Source organism: Bradyrhizobium sp. BLXBL-03, from assembly GCF_051853015.1.
GTDB lineage: Bacteria > Pseudomonadota > Alphaproteobacteria > Rhizobiales > Xanthobacteraceae > Bradyrhizobium > Bradyrhizobium manausense.
In genome coordinates this window covers 1,374,953-1,391,994 of the sequence record NZ_CP182470.1, presented here as the reverse complement: position 1 = coordinate 1,391,994, position 17,042 = coordinate 1,374,953, and the positions used below count along the sequence as shown (strand labels likewise).

Genomic DNA, 17,042 nt, shown 5'->3' with positions numbered 1-17,042 from the left:
TTCGCGTGGCGGCCTGAGCAACGATACGGCGAGGCCGCCACCCCTGTCGGGCCTCAGAACGTCTCCGCCGCCCACAGCGCCAGGGCGTCGGTCTCGGACATGGCGGCGGGCCGATCGACGCGCGATTGCACGGCGATCTCGCCGCCCTCGACACCCGCCTTCAGGGTGGCGTGCATCACCTCGAGCGCATGGCTTGCCAGCGCGCCGGAGGCGCGATGCGGCGTGCCATGCAACACCGCGCTGGCGAGGTCAGCGACACCGAGGCAGCGGTAATTGGCCTGGCTCGGCATGTGATCGGGCCAGTTCGGCGAGCGCCAATTCGGCTTGCCGAACGCGCGGTCATCGGCTGCGAGCGAAATCCAGTCGCTGCTTTTCTCGGTATATTGCACCACGCCTCCGAAGAAGTTCGGATCCGGCACGCGCAGCGATCCCTCGGTGCCGTACAGCTCGATCGGTGCATGTCCGTGCTTCCACACGTCCCAGCTCATGGTGAAGACGATGTCGGCGCCTGTCTCGAAGTGAAGAAGCGCCATCACCGTCGTCGGAGTCTCCACCGGAATCGACTTGCCGTTCATCGGCCCTTTCGAGGAGACGAGCCGCGTGGCGAAGCCGGAACTCGCGCGTCCCTGCACATGCGTCACCGATCCCAACAGATTGATCAGGGCCGCCAGGTAATAAGGCCCCATGTCGAGGATGGGTCCGCCGCCAGGCTTGAAAAAGAAGGTGGGATCCGGGTGCCAGTGCTCCATCCCGTGCGACATCAGAAAGCAGGTGCCGTAGAGCACCTTGCCGATCCTGCCGGCATCGACGAGCTCGCGCGCGGTCCGGCCGCCGCCACCGAGGAACGTGTCGGGCGCGCAGCCGAGCTTGAGGCCGCGCTGCGCAGCTTCGGCGACCAGCGCGGCTGCATCGGCGGCCTCGACCGTGATCGGCTTCTCGCCGAACACATGCTTGCCGGCGGTCAGCGCGGCGTGGCTGACCGCGAAATGCGCGTTGGGGGTGGTGAGATTGACGACGATCTGGATGTCGGGACGCGCCAGCAGCGCCTCGATCGTCAAGGCCTCGATGCCGAACGGCCCGGCCTGGTCGCGCGCGACCTCGGGGCGCAGATCGGCGCAGGCGACCAGCCTGAGATCGCGGAAGTTCGGCATGTTCCGCAGGTAGATCGTCGAGATGTTGCCGCATCCGATGACGCCGACGCCGAGCTTGCTCATGTCACTCATTCCGTCAGTTCCAAGCGGCCACGGTCTCGCGCGCCCGGCGCGCGAAGCGGGCGACGTCGTTCGGCTTGTCATGTTCGGCGACGAACAGCGACACGTTCGCTTCCTTCATCGCGGCCAGCAACGCCGCCCAGTCCATGGTGCCGTGGCCGGGATCGGCCCAGCCGTCCTCGTCCAGGCATTGCCCTGAAGGTGCGAGGTCCTTGATGTGGCAGGCGACCAGGCGCCGCGCGTGCTTCTTGATTTCGGCGACCGGATCGCCGTTGCCGCGCACGATCCAGGCGAGATCCGCCTCCCAGACCAGCTCGGGTGCTTCCTCGAACAGGCATTCGAGATAGCTCAGCCCGCTCGCGGCGCGGCCATATTCCCAATGGTGGTTGTGCCAGCCGAAGCGCAGCCCCTCGCCTGTTACCGCCTTGCCGATCGCGGCCAGCTCGCGCCCGATGCCGCGCCACTCCGTCTCGCCACCCTCGCGTTCGCCGGGTGGCGGCGCCGGGGCAAAGACCGTATCGATCCCCAATCCCTTGCAGAGCTTCGCGGTGCCGGCGGCGTCGGCGCGCAGCCGGTCGAGCCCGACATGCGCGCTCGGCGCGGTCATGCCATACTGCTGGAGCAGCCGCTTCAACGTATTGGGGTCGTTGACCAGCGCCCCCCAGGGCTCGACCATCCTGTAGCCGAGGCCGGCAAGCAGTTTGAACTGCGCCTCGAGCGGTTCGATCGAACGGGCGGAATAGAGCTGGAAGGACAGGAGGTCTATCGGCGTGGTCATGCTGGGGTCTCTTGCGAGGTGGGTTGCGGAGTTAAAGACGCTGTCCGCTCTGGTCGTCGAACAGGGAGAAGGCTTCGGCTGGAAACCGCAAGGCAAGGCTATCGCCCGCACCCGCCTTTGCATCGGCATCGGCGCGGAAGGAGAACGCGGTCCCGTCGGCAAGGCGGCACCAGATCAGCGCGTCGGCGCCCATCGGTTCCACCATCTCGACACGTGCCGTCACGGCGGATGGATGCTCGGAGCCGACGATCTCGATGTGCTCGGGGCGGATACCGAGGATAGCCGGCGCATCTGATGGCGGGATGCGGAACGCGTAGCCGTTCAGGTCGAACCTGACGTCACCGGCGATGAACACCGGGGCGCCATCGCGGAGGATCCGGCCGCGCAGGAAATTCATCGCGGGCGAGCCGACGAAGGAGGCCACGAAGCGGTTGGCCGGCTCGCGATAGATCTTCTTCGGCGTATCGAGCTGCTGGATGACGCCGCCCTGCATGACGGCGATACGGTCGGCAAGGGTGAGCGCCTCGATCTGGTCGTGCGTTACGTAGATCATGGTGGCGCCGAGGCGCGCGTGCAGGCGCTTGATCTCGACCCTGAGCTCGGCACGCAATTGGGCGTCGAGATTAGAGAGCGGCTCGTCGAACAAATAGACGCCGGCATGACGCACCAGCGCGCGGCCGATCGCGACGCGCTGGCGCTGCCCGCCGGAGAGTTCGGACGGACGGCGGTCGAGCAGCTCGGTCAGCCGCAGCATCTTTGCGGCCTCGCCGACACGGCTGTCGATCTCGTCCTGCGGCGTGCGCGCGACTTTCAGCCCGAAGGACAGGTTCTTGCGCACGCTCATGCGCGGATAGAGCGCGTAGCTCTGGAACACCATGGCGATGCCGCGATCCTTCGGCTCGGCCCAGGTCACGTCGCGATCGCCGATCCGGATCTGGCCGCCCTTGACCTCGATCAGTCCGGCGATGGCGTTCAGCAGGGTCGACTTGCCGCAGCCGGAGGGGCCGAGCAGCACGAGGAATTCGGAGGCGTCGACATGAAGGTCGAGGTTTTCCAGAACCTTCAAGCCGCCAAAGCCGATCTGCAGCTTCGTGATATCGACGTTGCAGCGTTCCATGTTGCCTCAGCCCTTCACAGCGCCCGCGGCGATGCCGCGAACGAACCAGCGGCCGGAGCCGAAATAGATCACGAGCGGCAGCAGTGCGGTCAGAAGCGTGGCCGCCATGTCGACATTGTAGGCGCGCTCGCCCTGCGTCGAGTTGACGATGTTGTTGAGCTGCACGGTCATCGGCAGATTGTCGCGGCCAGCGAACACCAGGCCGAGGATGAAATCGTTCCAGATGCCGGTGGTCTGCAGGATCACCGCGACGACGATCATCGGCGTCGCCATCGGCATCATGATGCGGGCATAGATCTGGTAGAAGCCGGCGCCGTCGATGCGCGCGGCCTTGAACAATTCGACCGGCAGCGAGGCGAAGTAGTTGCGGAACAGCAGCGTCATGGTCGGAAGCCCGAAGATCGTGTGAATGGTCACGATGGTGGCAAGCGACTGGCCGAGCCCGGTGAAGGAGAACACCCGCACCAGCGGATAGATGAACACCTGGTACGGGATGAAGGCGACGATCATCATCGCGCCGAACAGGATGTTTGCGCCGCGCACGCGCCACAGCGACAGCGCGTAGCCGGTCAACGATCCCACCACGATCGAGATCACCACCGACGGCAGCAATATGCGCAGCGAATTGAAAAAACCGGTCCTGATGCCCTCGCAGGTGAGGCCGGTGCAGGCCGACGTCCAGGCCTTGACCCATGCCGCGAGGCTCGGCGAGGCCGGGAGCGCGAGCAGATGGCCCTGCCGGATCTCCGCCATCGGCTTCAGCGACGTGACGATCATGACATAAAGCGGCAGCAGGAAATACAGTGCCGTGATCAGGATGAAGGCATAGAGGCCCCAGCGCGCCGGGCTGATGCGCCTTGGCCTGAATCTTGGCCTGACCGCGCCAAGAGTGATCGCGCTCATCGCACCTCTCCCTTGCGCGCGCGCCAATAGAGATAGGGCGCGACGACTGCGATCACGGTCACCAGCATGGTGGTGGCGGCCGCGGTCGCAAGGCCGATATTGGCCCGCTCGAACAGATGGTCCATGACGAACTTGGCGGGCACTTCGGACGCGATGCCGGGGCCGCCATTGGTCATCGACACCGACAGGTCGTAGAGACGCACGACGGCGGTCGAGAGCAGCACGGCCGCCGTCGCGAAGCTGGCGCCCATCATCGGGATGATGATGGAGACGTAGACCCGCCATTTCGGCAGGCCGTCAACCCGCGCCGCCTTCCAGATTTCATCGTCGATGCCGCGAAGACCCGCCAGCATGATCGCCATCACCAGGCCCGAGGCCTGCCAGACGCCGGCGATCACCAGGCAGTAGATCGCGGTCTCCGGCCGCACGATCCAGTCGAAACTTGCACCCGCGAAGCCCCAGCTGCGCAGCACATACTGGACGCCGAGCGTCGGGTTCAGCAGCCACTGCCACACCAGCCCCGTGACCACGAAGGACATCGAATAGGGATAGAGGTAGATCGAGCGGATGGTGTCCTCGGCTCGCACCCGTTGGTCGATCGCGACCGCCAGCAGGAACCCGATCAGCAGCGCCAGCGAGACGAACAGCACGCCGTAGATGACGATGTTGTGGACCGAGGTGAGCCAGCGATCGTTGCTGAACAGCAGTTGATATTGCCGGAAGCCGATGAAGTTGTTGTTCGGCAACATCCGCGAATTGGTCAGCGACATCCACGCCGTCCAGCTCGTGGCACCGATATAGACGACGAGCATCACCATCAGCGCCGGCAGGAGCGCCGAGATCACGGACAATCGGGAGGTCAGCGAAAGACGCATCGTGTCGCCGGGTTGGAGAGGGATCGACGGATCAGGAGAGGCGGCCGACCATTCGCCGGCCGCCCCTTGCGATGCTTCACTCTGCGGATTTCAGCACCGCAGCAACCTTGGCGGAGAACTCGTCGGCGCTCATATTGGTGTTCCAATATTGCGAGATGGCATCCTGCAGCGCGCCGGTCAGAGCGGGCGGCGCCAGCATGTCGCCGGACGGCATTTGCTGGGCCTTGTCGGCGACATAGCGCATGCCCTTCTGGGCGCACGCGTCCAGGGCTGACGCATCGACATCGCTCCGCACCGGGATCGAGCCCTTCTTCAGCGCGAACTGAATCTGCGTCTCCGGTGTCAGCATCAATTTCGCCAAGGTCAGCTGCGCCTTGGTGGTGGCGGGGTCCTTGGCTTTCGGGAAGACGAACACGTCGCCGCCCATCACATAGCCGCCGCTGCCATTGGACAGCACGGTGCAGCCATAGTCCTTGTCGGGGACCTTGCCGGCGGCGACGAACTCGCCCTTGGCCCAGTCGCCCATGATCTGCATCGCGGCCTTGCCCTGGATGACCATGTTGGTCGCGTCATTCCAGTTGCGGCCGGGCGCGCCGGGATCGACATAGTCCTTCAGCTTCTTGTAGGTGACGGCGACCGTCTTGAACTCGGGGCTCTGCGCCAGCGCCGCGTCGCGCTTGCCGAGGATGCCGGTCCACATCTGCGCGCCGCCGACGCCGATCATGACCGCGTTGAACAGATTCTGCTCCCAGTTCTTCTGGCCCGAGAAGGCCAGCGGGATCACCTTGCCGTCGGCCTTGAGCTTGTCGAGAATGACGAGCGCGTCATTCCAGCTCTTCGGCTCGTCGGCGCCGACGGAGGCGAGCACGGCCTTGTTGTACCAGAGCCAGTTCTGACCGTGGATGTTGATCGGCACTGCATACATCTTGCCGTTGCGGGTCGCCGCGGCAATGATCGCGGCGGGCATCACGCCTTTCCAATTGCCTTCGGCTGCGACCGCATCGACATCGGCGAGCAAATCGCCTTCCACCAATTCGTCGAACTGCTTGCCGGTGTTGAGTTGCATGGCGGTCGGCGGATTGCCGGAAACGGTGCGGGTGATCGCTGCGTTTCGTGCGTTCGCCGCGCCGGCGACGGCGCTATCGATCCAGGTGCCGCCTGCCTTGGTGAACTGGTCGGCAAACACCTTCACGGCGGCGGCCTCACCGCCGGAGGTCCACCAGTGGATCACCTCCGCCTTCATCTCCTGGGCGTTGGCCGGCAACGAGACAAGCGCCGTCGTGGCAACGGCCACCGCGGCTAGCAGCGTTCGCTTCATGACTTCCCTCCCGTGTAAGCCCGTTTGCGGGCAGATGACCCTTTACAGGTTCATGTAATCGATTACATAAGATCGTATCACAACCGTAGGAATTTGCAAGCGCGGCGAGGGCCGCCCGGATCTGGATCAGCAGATGAGCAAGCGCACCAAGGAGAGCCGTCGGCCGCCCGCGAAGATCGCCGACGTTGCGCGGCTTGCCGGCGTGTCGGTCGCGACCGTGAGCCGGACGCTGGCGCGGCCCGAAGTGGTGAGCGAGGAAACGCGCAACCGCGTGCTCGCCGCGGTCCGCGACACCTCCTATACGCCGAACATCTCGGCAAGGAATCTGCGCGTCCGCAAGACCATGGTGGTGCTTGTGGCAGTGCCCAACATCGCCAACCCGTTCTTCGCAGAGATCCTGCAGGGCATCGACGATACGCTGTCAGCCGCCGGTTACGGTCTCGTCATTGCCAATCTGGCCGGTCCGCCGGAGAAGGAGGCGCGCTATGTCGACCTGGTCTGTGCCGGCCAGGCCGACGGCGTGCTGCTGCTGTGCGGTCACGTGATCCGCAGTCGCGACCGCGACTTGCGCGACGCGCACGTGCCGCTGGTGGGGGCCTGCGAATATATTCCCGGCGCGAGCTTCCCGCAGGTTTGCATCGACAATGTCGGCGCCGCACGCGAGGCGGTGCGGCATCTGATCAAGCTCGGGCATACCAGCATCGCCTATCTGTCGGGACCGCAATCGACCATCCTGGAACGACAGCGTCTCGAAGGTTACAAGCAGGCCCTGAAAGAGGCCGGCATTGCTGCAGCGGGCGGCTTGATCATATCAGGCGATTTCACCTTTCGAACCGGTGTCGAGGCCGGCCGGGCGCTGCTTGCGCTCAGCCCGGAGGTCCGTCCGACCGCCTTGTTTGCCGCCAATGACGAGATGGCGATCGGCCTGATCAAGACCGTGCAGTCGGGGGGACTGCGGATCCCGCACGATCTCTCCGTCGTCGGCTTTGACGGCATTCCCTATGCGGATTATTGCGAGCCGACCTTGACCACCATTGTGCAGCCGCGTCGGGAACTCGGCGCCAGCGCGGCCGCCGAGCTGATTGCACTGATGACGACGGAGAAGTCCGCGGTGCGCAAGGATATCGAGCTTCCCGCCACGTTGATATTGCGCGACAGCACGTGTCCACCATCGGCCCGCAACAGAAAATGACGGCGCATCCCTGTTCCTGCCGGGAACTCGAACAAAGCGCTCGCTATCCCGCGGACAACAGCGCACAGTCTCACTGCCATCGAGCGGCTCTTGGCATCTATCGGTGATGTGAACGCATGTCGCGCTCCCGCTCAACCCCCACAGCGGAGCATGAGCATGTCAACTCAACGATCCCCGGAGCAATCGAACACATTCGAATATCGCCTGGCGCAAGAGGCGATCAGTTTACGCCAGCAGGCCAAGGAAATGCCCCTTGGTGTCCGCCGCACCGAGCTCTTGCAAAAAGCGCGGCAGCTTGACGTCGCCGGCGAAGTCAACAAGTAGCTGACGTCGCCTGGACTGCAGGCACCGTCCTGACGGGCGGTCGCAAGATGCCGGCGGAGGATCGTCGGGCTCATGGAGGGACTATGATCAGAAAAGACGCGAAGGCCCGCCATCTGCGGGACGCCAACAATGCTTTCAAGCCGACCGCCAAAGCCAAGCCAATGACCGACTACGCAAAAGCGGAGCGAACCTTTCAAGAAAATCGCGAACGCCTGAAGGCGGAGCGTCTGGCACGGGAAGACCGCGCAAAAGAGTCTTCCAAATAGCTTCTAGAGCATCGAGAGAACGACGACCCCGTCTTCGAGCTCCCCGGAAGCAAGGCGCGCCCGCGCGATCCGCTCGAACTCGGTGCGATATTTGTGAAGATAGCTGAAGGCCTGCTTCTCGGTCTGGAACGTCGTCGTAAGTCTGCATATCTGCCGCGCCGCCCCGTGCGCGAGCGTGAAGGTGATGGTTCCACCGCCGTCCGACTTCACTCTGGGCACGATCAGCACTCCGGCTTGGGACGATCCTTGAGACGATCACTGACCTGGGTTATCGCGGCGACTTCCTTGCACGCTTCTTCAGCGCCGGTGCTGGCAAAGTTGCTGCAATAACGGCGTCAGCGGCTTCCTTGGCTTCGCGCAACTCGCGCAGTCGCGCCATGTTCTTGCGAACCTCGACACCCTGCCGTTCGACATCCGCGATCGCCCGTGCGCCCTCTTCGGCCGCCAGACGCTGGCGATGAGAGCGCGCAATTGCTTCAGGCGACGGTACAGCCGATTTCCTGGCGTTCATCCTTCACCCTGTCGTGCAATCGGCAAAACCCGCTCAATCCGGGGATCGAGCGGGCATCACAGCCGTTTCAGTACATCCGTGAAACGGCGCAGCGAGATCAGGCCAGCGAGAGATTCTCTGCGCTGACTTTGCCCCGCATCTTGTCGGTCTTGGCCTCGAAATTGACCTTCTGGCCCTCACCGAGGCCCGCAAGGCCGGCGCGTTCGACCGCACTGATGTGAACGAACACATCATTGCTGCCATCGTCCGGCTGAATGAATCCGAAGCCCTTTTGGCCGTTAAACCACTTCACTGTACCTGTCGTCATGCTCTTCTCCAAAGCGCGCAAGCGCATGCCGCGCGACAATCACGCGGTCGTTTCAACTTCGTCGATGTCTTTGGAAAAGGAGCCCGCAGGCGCGATCAACAAGGCACAGCGGCTAATCGAATGACGTGAATATACACGACATCTGCGCTTTTGCAAGGAATACGGCCAATTTGTTTTCAAAGCGGCGGTTTTGACACTGTTCTGGCGCCCTTCCAGACGGAACGCCGGCACGCGCAAAGGCCTTTATCGATTGACTTGGTCGTTGACTTGGCCGCGCGGGGGTGGTCACGTCGTCGCCACTGAACCGCATCGCCGTAACACGCAAACTGCGCGCTCGAGGCCGGCGAAGACATCAGCGGTCGCCCTCATTCTCCCATTCGTCACCGGTCTCCTGCGCAATCGGCTGCGTGCAGGATCATTCCATCTTGCAGCCCAGCGAGGAGTTTCCATGCAGGTTCTTGTCCGCGACAACAATGTCGACCAGGCGCTTCGTGTCCTGAAGAAGAAGATGCAACGGGAAGGCGTCTTCCGCGAAATGAAACAGCGGCGCGCTTACGAGAAGCCTTCGGAGAGAAAGACGCGCGAGAAATCCGAAGCCATCAGGCGGGCTCGCAAGCTCGCCCGCAAGCAGGCCATCAGGGAAGGCTTGTTGCCGGCGCCTCCGAAGAAGAAGCTCCCCGAACGCAAGCTGCCCCTTCCACAGATTTCGGCGTCCGCGAGCCAGGCTCCGATCTCCCCAAGGTGAGAAGCGACAGCTGCACTGTCCCTATCAGATTCGCATTGAACCTGGTGGCGCCCTCGGTGATCAGGAACCGCCTGCGAACGCTGGTGTTGAAGCAGGGCCACATCAGAGGGTGATGCGGTGATGCGCTATTATTTCGACATCAGGGACAGCACCGGGCTCTATCCGGACGAGGAAGGGCTGGAGTTTCCAACTCAGCGCGAAGCTGAAGTAGAAGCAGCCGAGACGCTGGCAGGCCTGGCGCGCGATCTCGCAAGCCTGGATGAACGGGAAGACGTTGCGGTCGAGGTGCGCACCGACAGCGGGAGCTTGTTTCAGGCGGCGTTCATCTTCAGCAGCAACAGAACGACGCAATAGAGCTGGCGGAACTTCGATCGCAATTCAGGTGACCAGGCCCAGCGAGCAAGCGCAGCACTTCGCAGACGTTCTGGCGAAAGCCAGGACGACGATGTGGAGGTGGGCAGCCCTACCCAGCTGCGGCCTTCACTGGGGCGACAGTGATCGCGAGCTTGCCGTAGCGATCCGTGAAGGCTTCAGTATCGATCTCTTCGAGCTGGATCTCGCCGCTCATCACGCTGCTCTTCCAGGCGGCCTGGGCCGGATCGTTTTGAAACTCCGGCATCACTTCGCGGCCGAACAGCTCGAGCGATTCACAGATGTGCTCGTGGCTGTTCTTGCCGGCCTGATTGAGCAGGATGACCTGGTCGATATGCGAGGACTGGAAGCGCTTCAGCTTTCGCCTGATGGTCTCGGGTGAGCCGATCAGGCCGCCGCGCAGCGCGGCCTCCTGCGCCTCCGGATTGTCGCGCTTCCACTTGTTATATTCGTCCCACATGTTCACCGTGTACGGCGCCGGACGTTGGCGGTTCTGCGCGGCACCGTAGAAACGCAGCGCGAACTGGAAGAAGGTGGCGCCGTCGGCGCGGGCACGCGCCTCCTCATCGGTCCTGGCGCACATGAAGAACGACACCAACGCCATGTTCGGGTTGATCTCGTAGTCGGCAAGCTTGTGCAGCCGTTTCGTCATGGCGTTGTAGTAAGCGTGCACCCAGGCATGCGCAGCATCGGCACTGACGAACTGGAAGCCGAGCGCACCAAAGCCGTGGCGGCCGGCGCGCTCGATGGTCGGCAGCTGCGAGCAGGCCATCCACAGCGGCGGGTGCGGCTTCTGCACCGGCTTCGGCACGACGTTGCGCAAGGGGATGTCGAAATATTTGCCGTGATGCTCCGAGCCTGCGTCCTTGAACATCGGGAAGATCGCGGCGACGGCCTCCTCGAACACCTCCTTCTTGGTCTCCATGTCGCGGCCGAACGGCGTCAGCTCGGTGATCGAGGCGCTCTCGCCCATGCCAAACTCGCAGCGGCCGTTGGAGAGCAGGTCGAGCACCGCGACACGCTCGGCGACGCGTGCCGGATGGTTGGTGGTGAGCTGGAGAATACCGTGGCCGAGGCGGATGTTTTTGGTGCGCTGGCTCGCGGCGGCAAGAAACGATTCCGGTGAAGGCGAGTGCGAATATTCCTCGAGGAAGTGATGCTCGACCACCCAGGCATGGTCGTAGCCGAGACGGTCAGCGAGTTCCATCTGCGAGAGCGCGTTCTGGTAAAGGGCGAGCTCGTCGCCGGCCACCCAGGGCCGCGGCAGTTGCAGCTCATAGAAGATGCCGAACTTCATGACGCGTCTCCCAGTTTTCTTGCCCGCTTGTTCTTGTTGCGGGCATCTTAATGTGTGAGGCGGCGCTGTCTACGCAGTCGCAATTCCGCCTTGCGGGAGAACGCGCCTCATTGCGCGGCGGCCATTCAGCACCGCGCCGACGAAGGTGAAGCGCACCATCAGATGATAGCTCGCAAGCATCAGCGGAATCGCAACGACGAGAATGATTGCGAATTTGACCAAAGCGGGCCAGTCGCGCTGCGACAGCGCGACCTGCAACGCCATCACGATCGGCAGGTGGATCAGATAGAGCCAGTAGGAGGCATCGGCGAGATAGCGCCATGTCGGACTGAAGCCGGACATGAACCGGAGCGCAAGCCCGAGCGCCGCGAAGGTCGTTATCCAGATCGCGGGCGCATAGAGGATGGCGGAGGCAAGCCGGAGCGTGGCGAAGCTGTATGGCAGTTTCGGCGCACCCGGGGCAGACAGCATCACGCCGGACAAGACGAAGCCGATCATGATCAGACAGAGCGCAGCCAAGAGATGCGCAAGCCAGCGCCGCTCGAGGATGCGCAGCAGATCAATCCGCCGATGCAGCAGCCAGCCGACGCCAAAGGCGGTGCCGAAGCCGATCCAGGCCTGCGCATTGGTGATGAGCGATTGATCCGGCGTCCTCACCCCCATCACATTGACCCATCTTGGGTCGAGGCAGAAGGCGATGCCGATCGGGATCGCCAGCACCAGCGGCGCCAGCGGATGGCGGATGATCCGCGCAAAGAGGCGGTCGATGACGGTTCGCAGCGAGCCCGACGCGTCGAGCCAGACGATCGCGCCCCGCAGCAGCAGCGTGGCGGCATAGAGCTGCAGCAACACATAGAGAAACCAGAGATGGGTCAGGCGGAAATTCGGCAAGGGCGGCAGCCAGCTGGACGCCCATTGGATCGAACCGCCATTCGGGAAATGGGACGCCCAGATCGCGATGAAGTACATGGGCGTGAAGATGATCGGCCAGCCGATCACGAGCGGCAGCCCGATCCGCTGCAGCCTGTCCCGGACGAAGCTTTGGGCGCCGCGGCGATGCAAGCCCATGCGGGCGAAGAAGCCGGCCATCAGGAAGAACGTCGTCATCCGGAAGACATGGATGGCGAAAGACAGCAGGCTCAGGATCAGGCTTGGATGCGTGTCCTGGATGACCCAGAACCGGGGCGAGGACGGCACGAACGACAATGTCGCGTGCAGGACGATGCCAAGCAGCAGCGCGATGCCCCTTAGGGCATCGAGGGCGTGAAGACGTTCGGATGCGGGAGTGACTGCGCTCGAATGGGACATGGACGGGCTCTCGGTGGCTGGCTTTCTGCCGCACAATCTGTCCTGGCAGGGCGTGCTCCTCTCGCCCGATCCAAAAATCGGCTAGCCGATTTCTCGTTGCGGCTCGCCGATGCAGGCCAAAACCGGCCGGCTCAGCGCCTCGCGCCGGAATTCGGTCGGCGTGAGCCCGGTCTCCGCCTTGAAGGCGCGGTTGAAAGGTCCGATCGACTGGAAGCCCGCATCCATGGCGATGGTCAGCACCGGGACCTCCCGTTGCGTCACATCGGAGAGCGCCAGTTTGGCGTCCTCGATACGATAATGGTTGAGGTACGCATTGAAGTTCCGATAGCCGAGGCCCTCGTTGATGGCCTGGCGCAACCGATGCTCGGGAACCTGGAGCCGCGCCGCCAGCGCCCCGATCGCAAGACCTTCCTGCCGGTAGGTGCGCTCCACGCTCATGAGCTGGTCGAGGCGCCGCAGCAGGATCGGGTCAACCACAACCCGAGCCGTCGCAGCACGATCGGCCCCGCGCACGTCGCCGGATGCGATGGCCGCCGAGGCGTCATTGGCGGGCACGGCCGGCGGCGTGGCGAGAGAGGTCACTGCCGCCATCATCGCCACCACACACAGGACGAGCGCGACCGGAAGGCTGCCGGGCGCGCCGGGAACAGCGACGGGAATTGCGGCGAAGCCGGCGCCGACGAAGACAGTGATGAGCCCGACATTGATCGCCAATATCGCCAGCCGCAGCCGGCGGCGCCGCGCCACCAGATCGGCACGCCAGGTCTTGACCGTCTGAACCGCGGCCGCGAGCGCCAGCGCCAGATTGAGCAGCGCCAGGCCTTGGCCGCCGACCCTGGCCAAAGCGGGCGTGTAGGCCCAGCCCAGTGTGAGCGCGAAGCCGAAGGCCACGATGCCCAGCAACACGGCGCGGTGCCATCGCCTCAGCACGAAATCGTCGTCGAACGCTGCACGTGCCCACAGCCAGAACAGGGCCGGTTGCCCTGACAGGATCGGCAACACCCACCACCATGACGATTTGGGAAAGTAAGGCGCGGTCGCGATGGCGTAGAACGCGCCTCCGGCAGACATGGCCATGCCCAGCAAGGCCTGCTGGCTGGTGGCACGACGCTGCAGCGCCACCAAGATGATCAACAGGAAGACGCCGCTGGCCGCGCCGCGAAGCCCGAGATCGATGGCCGTGAGCCCCATTATTGCGCTTCCCCTTTGACATCCAATTCTCGCATCGGCTCCATGCCGGCACAATCCAAACTTGTGCCGGCGATCAGGGGCAACAGCTCGGCCTCCCCGCGCTTGAACCCTTGGGGGGAATGGTTAGTTTTGAGATCAGGCGAATCGCATCGTTTCGCCCCTCCTCAAGACAGATATGGCCACTTTCACTCCGCATCAGGATGCCGCGCTCAAGGCCGTTGGCGACTGGCTCAAGGCAAAACCCGGGCGCAACGGCACGCCGCCGGTGTTTCGGCTGTTCGGCTTTGCCGGCACCGGCAAGACCACGCTGGCGCGGCATATCGCCGAGGGCGTCGACGGCGAGGTGAAGTTTGCCGCCTTCACCGGCAAGGCGGCCCTCGTCATGCGCAACAAGGGGTGCGATGACGCCTCCACCATCCACTCGCTGATCTACCGCGCCCGCGAATCCGGCGAGGAGCAGCCGAGCTTCGAATTGTGGGACGATGCGCCGGCCTCAAAAGCCAAGCTGATCGTGATCGACGAATGCTCGATGGTGGATGCCGAACTCGGCCGCGACCTGATGTCGTTCGATTGTCCGCTCCTGGTGCTGGGCGATCCGGCGCAGCTGCCGCCGATCCAGGGCGGCGGCTTCTTCACCAATTCCGAGCCGGACGCGATGCTGACCGAGGTGCATCGCCAGGCCCAGGACGATCCGATCGTGCGGATGTCGATGGACGTGCGCGAGGGCCGCGAGCTCGACATCGGCCGTTACGGCGAGAGCGAGGTGGTCTCGCGCAAGGAGCTCGACCCCGATCGCGTGATGGGCGCCGACCAGGTGCTGGTCGGCCGCAACAACACAAGACGCGCCTACAATATGCGGGTGCGGCAGCGGCAGAATATCGAGGACGTCTTTCCGGTCGCCGGCGACAAGCTGGTGTGCCTGCGCAACAACCGCAAGAAGGGCCTGTTCAACGGCGGCCTGTGGCGCGTCAAGTCCCGCAACACCTCGCGCTCGAAATCGCGCATCCTCTCGATGCGGCTGTCGCCGGATGAAGAGCTCGGCCACAAGGTGACGAAAGTCTCGGTGCGCGCCGATTGCTTCGAGGGCGGCATCGAGCAGATCGCCTGGGAGCAGCGCAAGCCCTATGACGAGTTCGACTATGGCTACGTGCTGACCGTGCACAAGTCGCAGGGCTCGCAATGGGACGACGTCGTGCTGTTCGACGAGAGCTTTGCGTTTCAGGAGTCGAGGGCGAGGTGGCTCTATACGGGGATCACACGCGCGGCGAAACGGTTGAGTATTGTGGTCTAAAACTCCGCTGCTGTAGGGTGGGCAAAGGCGCAACGCGCCGTGGCCACGATCTCTCTCCTTAAGCAATCAGCGCGTGGGACGCTTCGCTTTGCCCACCCTACGGCGCTGCCGTAGCCCGCATGGAGCGCAGCGTAATGCGGGGGTGGCTCCGCGCTCGCGATTCCCGGATTTCGCTGCGCTCCATCCGGGCTACAAAATCTCACTTCTCCGCGACGAAATAGAAATCCTCGCGCCCCGGCGGCGAGCCGTAAGTGAACGGCTGTTGCACGTGCCTGGTGGCGGACCAGACGTCGTCGCGGACGATGTCGAACAGCTTCCGGATCTCGACCCTCGGCTCCTTGATCTCGCGGGCGAGTGCGGTGGAGAACGGGCTGTCGGCGCCGTTGTCGCCGTCGATCGCGGTCTCGCCGTGCTTGGCGGCGTAGACCACCATGAAGCCGGCGCCGGGCTCGATGTTGGAAAAGCCCTTGTCGACCAGCTTCAGCGACAGCGTGTGTTGCATGATCGGCGCAAACGGATTGTCGCGGCAGGCATCCAGGATCACCAGGCGCACTTTTCGCGCAGCGCCCACCGCCGCGATCACCTGCTCCAGCGCGACCGCTTGCGTCTCGGCGTCGCGGTCGACGGCGAGCTTGGCATCAACGGGAACGAGGTAGTTCACCCCGCCGATCTCGAAGCCATGGCCGGCATAATAGACCACCGCCCAGTCGGCCTTCTCCGCTTCGTCGGCAAAGGTCTTCAGCGCGTCGAAGAACTTGTCGCGGGTCAGGTCGCTGACGGAGATCACGGTCTGGAAGCCGACATCGTGCAGCACGCCCGCGATCAGTTTCGCATCGCGCGGCGGATTGGGCAGCGCGTGGACATTCTTGTAGGCGCCGTTACCGACGACCAGCGCGACGCGCCGGCCGCTCGGCCCGCCTGCAGATGTTTGCGGTGTCAGCGCCGCGAGCCGCGCCTGAGCGGTGGCGCGGGCGCGGGCGACGTCGTACTCGTCGAATTTCGTTAGCGAATAGGCCGCCGCGCGGTAGTCTGCGCGGGCCTGGGCGAGGTCGTTCTTGCGCTCGTAGAGCTGGCCGCGGCCGGAATGCGCGCGGACATTGTTCGGGCTGATCTGGATCACATTGGTGTAGTCCTTCAGCGCAGCGTCGAGATCGCCCTTCAACATGCTGACATCGGCACGATTGTTGATCGCGTAGACGTTCCTCGGCTGCTTCTCGATCAGACCGTTGCAGTCGGCGAAGGCCAGATCGTATTTGCCCATCAGGCCGTAGGTGGTGCAGCGATTGGCCGCGATCTGCTGCGCGGTCGGATCGATCTTCTCGGCCTCGGCGAAATCGGCGATCGCGCCGTCATAGTCCTTCATCAGCGTGCGCACACGGGCCCGATTGGTCCACCCGAGCAGGAATTTCGGCGTGTATTTGATCGACAGGTTGAAATTCGTCGAGCGCGCTCTGCAACGCGCCGCGGCGCAGCTGAATGGTCCCGCGATTGTTGTAGGCGAAACCGAAATTCGGCCGCTGCTGGATGGCGAGATTGTAATCGGCCATCGCGAGATCGTCTTCACCCTTGTGCTCATGGGCGACGCCGCGCACGTTGATCGCGCCGATATTGTCCGGATCGAACTCGATGGCTGACGTCAGCGCCTCGATCGCCGGGTCATAATCGCGCTTGCCGATCAGCGCCTGGGCGTGAATGACGAGCGCGAGCGCTTTGTCCTTGCCGGTGACGCGGTTGGCGTTGAGCAGGTTCTCGCAGGCCGTCGTGCGCGCCTGGGTCTCGGCCTGGCGATCCCTGCAGGTGGCGAGGTCGTCGCCGGCTTGCGGGTCCGCCGCGGCGGTTACGATGCCCGCGAGCAACATGATAAATGTCAGCGAGACGACGCGCAGCATGTTGTCAGGTCTGTTCCAGCCACATTTTTAGTCGATCAGCGATCGTGCCGGTTCATCTAGCCCGGAGTTCCTGACCCCGCCAAGCCGGGCCGCCCGTCGCGGCTTCTTTTCACGGACTCGTGTCACTCCGGCTGTAACAACCGCCCG

18 protein-coding genes and 1 pseudogene are annotated in these 17,042 nt (G+C 63.9%); 6 read left to right on the top strand and 13 right to left on the bottom strand.

Annotation, left to right across the window (positions count from 1 at the left end; translation table 11 throughout):
* Nucleotides 1-53: 53 nt before the first annotated feature.
* The 6 genes from ACNJX9_RS06635 to ACNJX9_RS06610 form a co-directional block, all read right to left on the bottom strand.
* Nucleotides 54-1,223: a Gfo/Idh/MocA family protein gene (locus ACNJX9_RS06635; protein WP_439408202.1), complete on the bottom strand. Its 1,170-nt coding sequence runs from the start codon at nt 1,221-1,223 to the stop codon at nt 54-56.
* Nucleotides 1,224-1,227: 4 nt separating this feature from the next.
* Entirely contained in the window at nt 1,228-1,989 is a 762-nt protein-coding gene (locus tag ACNJX9_RS06630) for a sugar phosphate isomerase/epimerase family protein (protein WP_439408201.1), read from the bottom strand.
* Nucleotides 1,990-2,020: 31 nt separating this feature from the next.
* On the bottom strand, nt 2,021-3,106 hold the full coding sequence (locus ACNJX9_RS06625; RefSeq protein ID WP_439408199.1) for an ABC transporter ATP-binding protein: 1,086 nt from the start codon (nt 3,104-3,106) through the stop codon (nt 2,021-2,023).
* Between the two features lie 6 nt (nt 3,107-3,112).
* Entirely contained in the window at nt 3,113-4,009 is an 897-nt protein-coding gene (locus ACNJX9_RS06620; RefSeq protein ID WP_057757417.1) for a carbohydrate ABC transporter permease, read from the bottom strand.
* Nucleotides 4,006-4,884 (bottom strand): carbohydrate ABC transporter permease, encoded by an 879-nt coding sequence (locus ACNJX9_RS06615; RefSeq protein ID WP_439408198.1) that lies wholly within the window; start codon nt 4,882-4,884, stop codon nt 4,006-4,008. The genes ACNJX9_RS06620 and ACNJX9_RS06615 overlap by 4 nt, the downstream gene beginning before the upstream one ends.
* 76 nt (nt 4,885-4,960) lie before the next feature.
* Complete coding sequence (locus ACNJX9_RS06610; RefSeq protein ID WP_439408197.1) at nt 4,961-6,202, bottom strand: ABC transporter substrate-binding protein; 1,242 nt, start codon at nt 6,200-6,202, stop codon at nt 4,961-4,963.
* A 133-nt stretch (nt 6,203-6,335) separates the two neighbouring features.
* Between ACNJX9_RS06610 and ACNJX9_RS06605 the strand changes: the two genes are divergently transcribed.
* From ACNJX9_RS06605 to ACNJX9_RS06595, 3 genes are all read left to right on the top strand, one after another.
* Nucleotides 6,336-7,394, top strand: coding sequence for a LacI family DNA-binding transcriptional regulator (locus ACNJX9_RS06605; protein ID WP_439408196.1), 1,059 nt, complete (start codon nt 6,336-6,338; stop codon nt 7,392-7,394).
* Nucleotides 7,395-7,550: 156 nt separating this feature from the next.
* Complete coding sequence (locus ACNJX9_RS06600) at nt 7,551-7,718, top strand: hypothetical protein (RefSeq protein ID WP_439408195.1); 168 nt, start codon at nt 7,551-7,553, stop codon at nt 7,716-7,718.
* A gap of 83 nt (nt 7,719-7,801) precedes the next feature.
* Nucleotides 7,802-7,984 (top strand): hypothetical protein, encoded by a 183-nt coding sequence (locus ACNJX9_RS06595; protein WP_057757409.1) that lies wholly within the window; start codon nt 7,802-7,804, stop codon nt 7,982-7,984.
* A gap of 3 nt (nt 7,985-7,987) precedes the next feature.
* Here ACNJX9_RS06595 and ACNJX9_RS06590 read toward each other — a convergent pair whose 3' ends face one another.
* The 3 genes from ACNJX9_RS06590 to ACNJX9_RS06580 form a co-directional block, all read right to left on the bottom strand.
* Nucleotides 7,988-8,212, bottom strand: coding sequence for a hypothetical protein (locus ACNJX9_RS06590; protein WP_271597507.1), 225 nt, complete (start codon nt 8,210-8,212; stop codon nt 7,988-7,990).
* Between the two features lie 40 nt (nt 8,213-8,252).
* A complete protein-coding gene (locus ACNJX9_RS06585; RefSeq protein WP_220003233.1) occupies nt 8,253-8,495 on the bottom strand; it encodes a transcriptional regulator in 243 nt (80 codons plus the stop codon).
* 97 nt (nt 8,496-8,592) lie between these two features.
* Nucleotides 8,593-8,802 (bottom strand): cold-shock protein, encoded by a 210-nt coding sequence (locus ACNJX9_RS06580; protein WP_057757404.1) that lies wholly within the window; start codon nt 8,800-8,802, stop codon nt 8,593-8,595.
* A gap of 448 nt (nt 8,803-9,250) precedes the next feature.
* Between ACNJX9_RS06580 and rpsU the strand changes: the two genes are divergently transcribed.
* Together rpsU and ACNJX9_RS06570 are read left to right on the top strand one after the other, a co-directional pair.
* A complete protein-coding gene (gene rpsU / locus ACNJX9_RS06575; protein WP_057757401.1) occupies nt 9,251-9,547 on the top strand; it encodes a 30S ribosomal protein S21 in 297 nt (98 codons plus the stop codon).
* A 120-nt stretch (nt 9,548-9,667) separates the two neighbouring features.
* Nucleotides 9,668-9,901: a DUF6894 family protein gene (locus ACNJX9_RS06570; protein ID WP_439408193.1), complete on the top strand. Its 234-nt coding sequence runs from the start codon at nt 9,668-9,670 to the stop codon at nt 9,899-9,901.
* A 109-nt stretch (nt 9,902-10,010) separates the two neighbouring features.
* Here ACNJX9_RS06570 and ACNJX9_RS06565 read toward each other — a convergent pair whose 3' ends face one another.
* The 3 genes from ACNJX9_RS06565 to ACNJX9_RS06555 all read right to left on the bottom strand — a co-directional run bounded on the left by ACNJX9_RS06565 (nt 10,011) and on the right by ACNJX9_RS06555 (nt 13,715).
* On the bottom strand, nt 10,011-11,216 hold the full coding sequence (locus ACNJX9_RS06565; RefSeq protein ID WP_057757397.1) for an LLM class flavin-dependent oxidoreductase: 1,206 nt from the start codon (nt 11,214-11,216) through the stop codon (nt 10,011-10,013).
* Between the two features lie 69 nt (nt 11,217-11,285).
* Nucleotides 11,286-12,524: an acyltransferase family protein gene (locus ACNJX9_RS06560; protein ID WP_439408192.1), complete on the bottom strand. Its 1,239-nt coding sequence runs from the start codon at nt 12,522-12,524 to the stop codon at nt 11,286-11,288.
* Between the two features lie 81 nt (nt 12,525-12,605).
* Nucleotides 12,606-13,715, bottom strand: a complete 1,110-nt coding sequence (locus ACNJX9_RS06555; RefSeq protein ID WP_439408191.1) for a helix-turn-helix domain-containing protein — start codon at nt 13,713-13,715, stop codon at nt 12,606-12,608.
* A 175-nt stretch (nt 13,716-13,890) separates the two neighbouring features.
* On the opposite strand from ACNJX9_RS06555, the gene ACNJX9_RS06550 reads away from it, so the two are divergent.
* Complete coding sequence (locus ACNJX9_RS06550) at nt 13,891-15,006, top strand: ATP-dependent DNA helicase (protein ID WP_271597495.1); 1,116 nt, start codon at nt 13,891-13,893, stop codon at nt 15,004-15,006.
* Nucleotides 15,007-15,205: 199 nt separating this feature from the next.
* On the opposite strand, the pseudogene ACNJX9_RS06545 reads toward ACNJX9_RS06550, so the two are convergent.
* Nucleotides 15,206-16,895 (bottom strand): annotated as a pseudogene (locus ACNJX9_RS06545) (caspase family protein).
* Nucleotides 16,896-17,042: the final 147 nt, after the last annotated feature.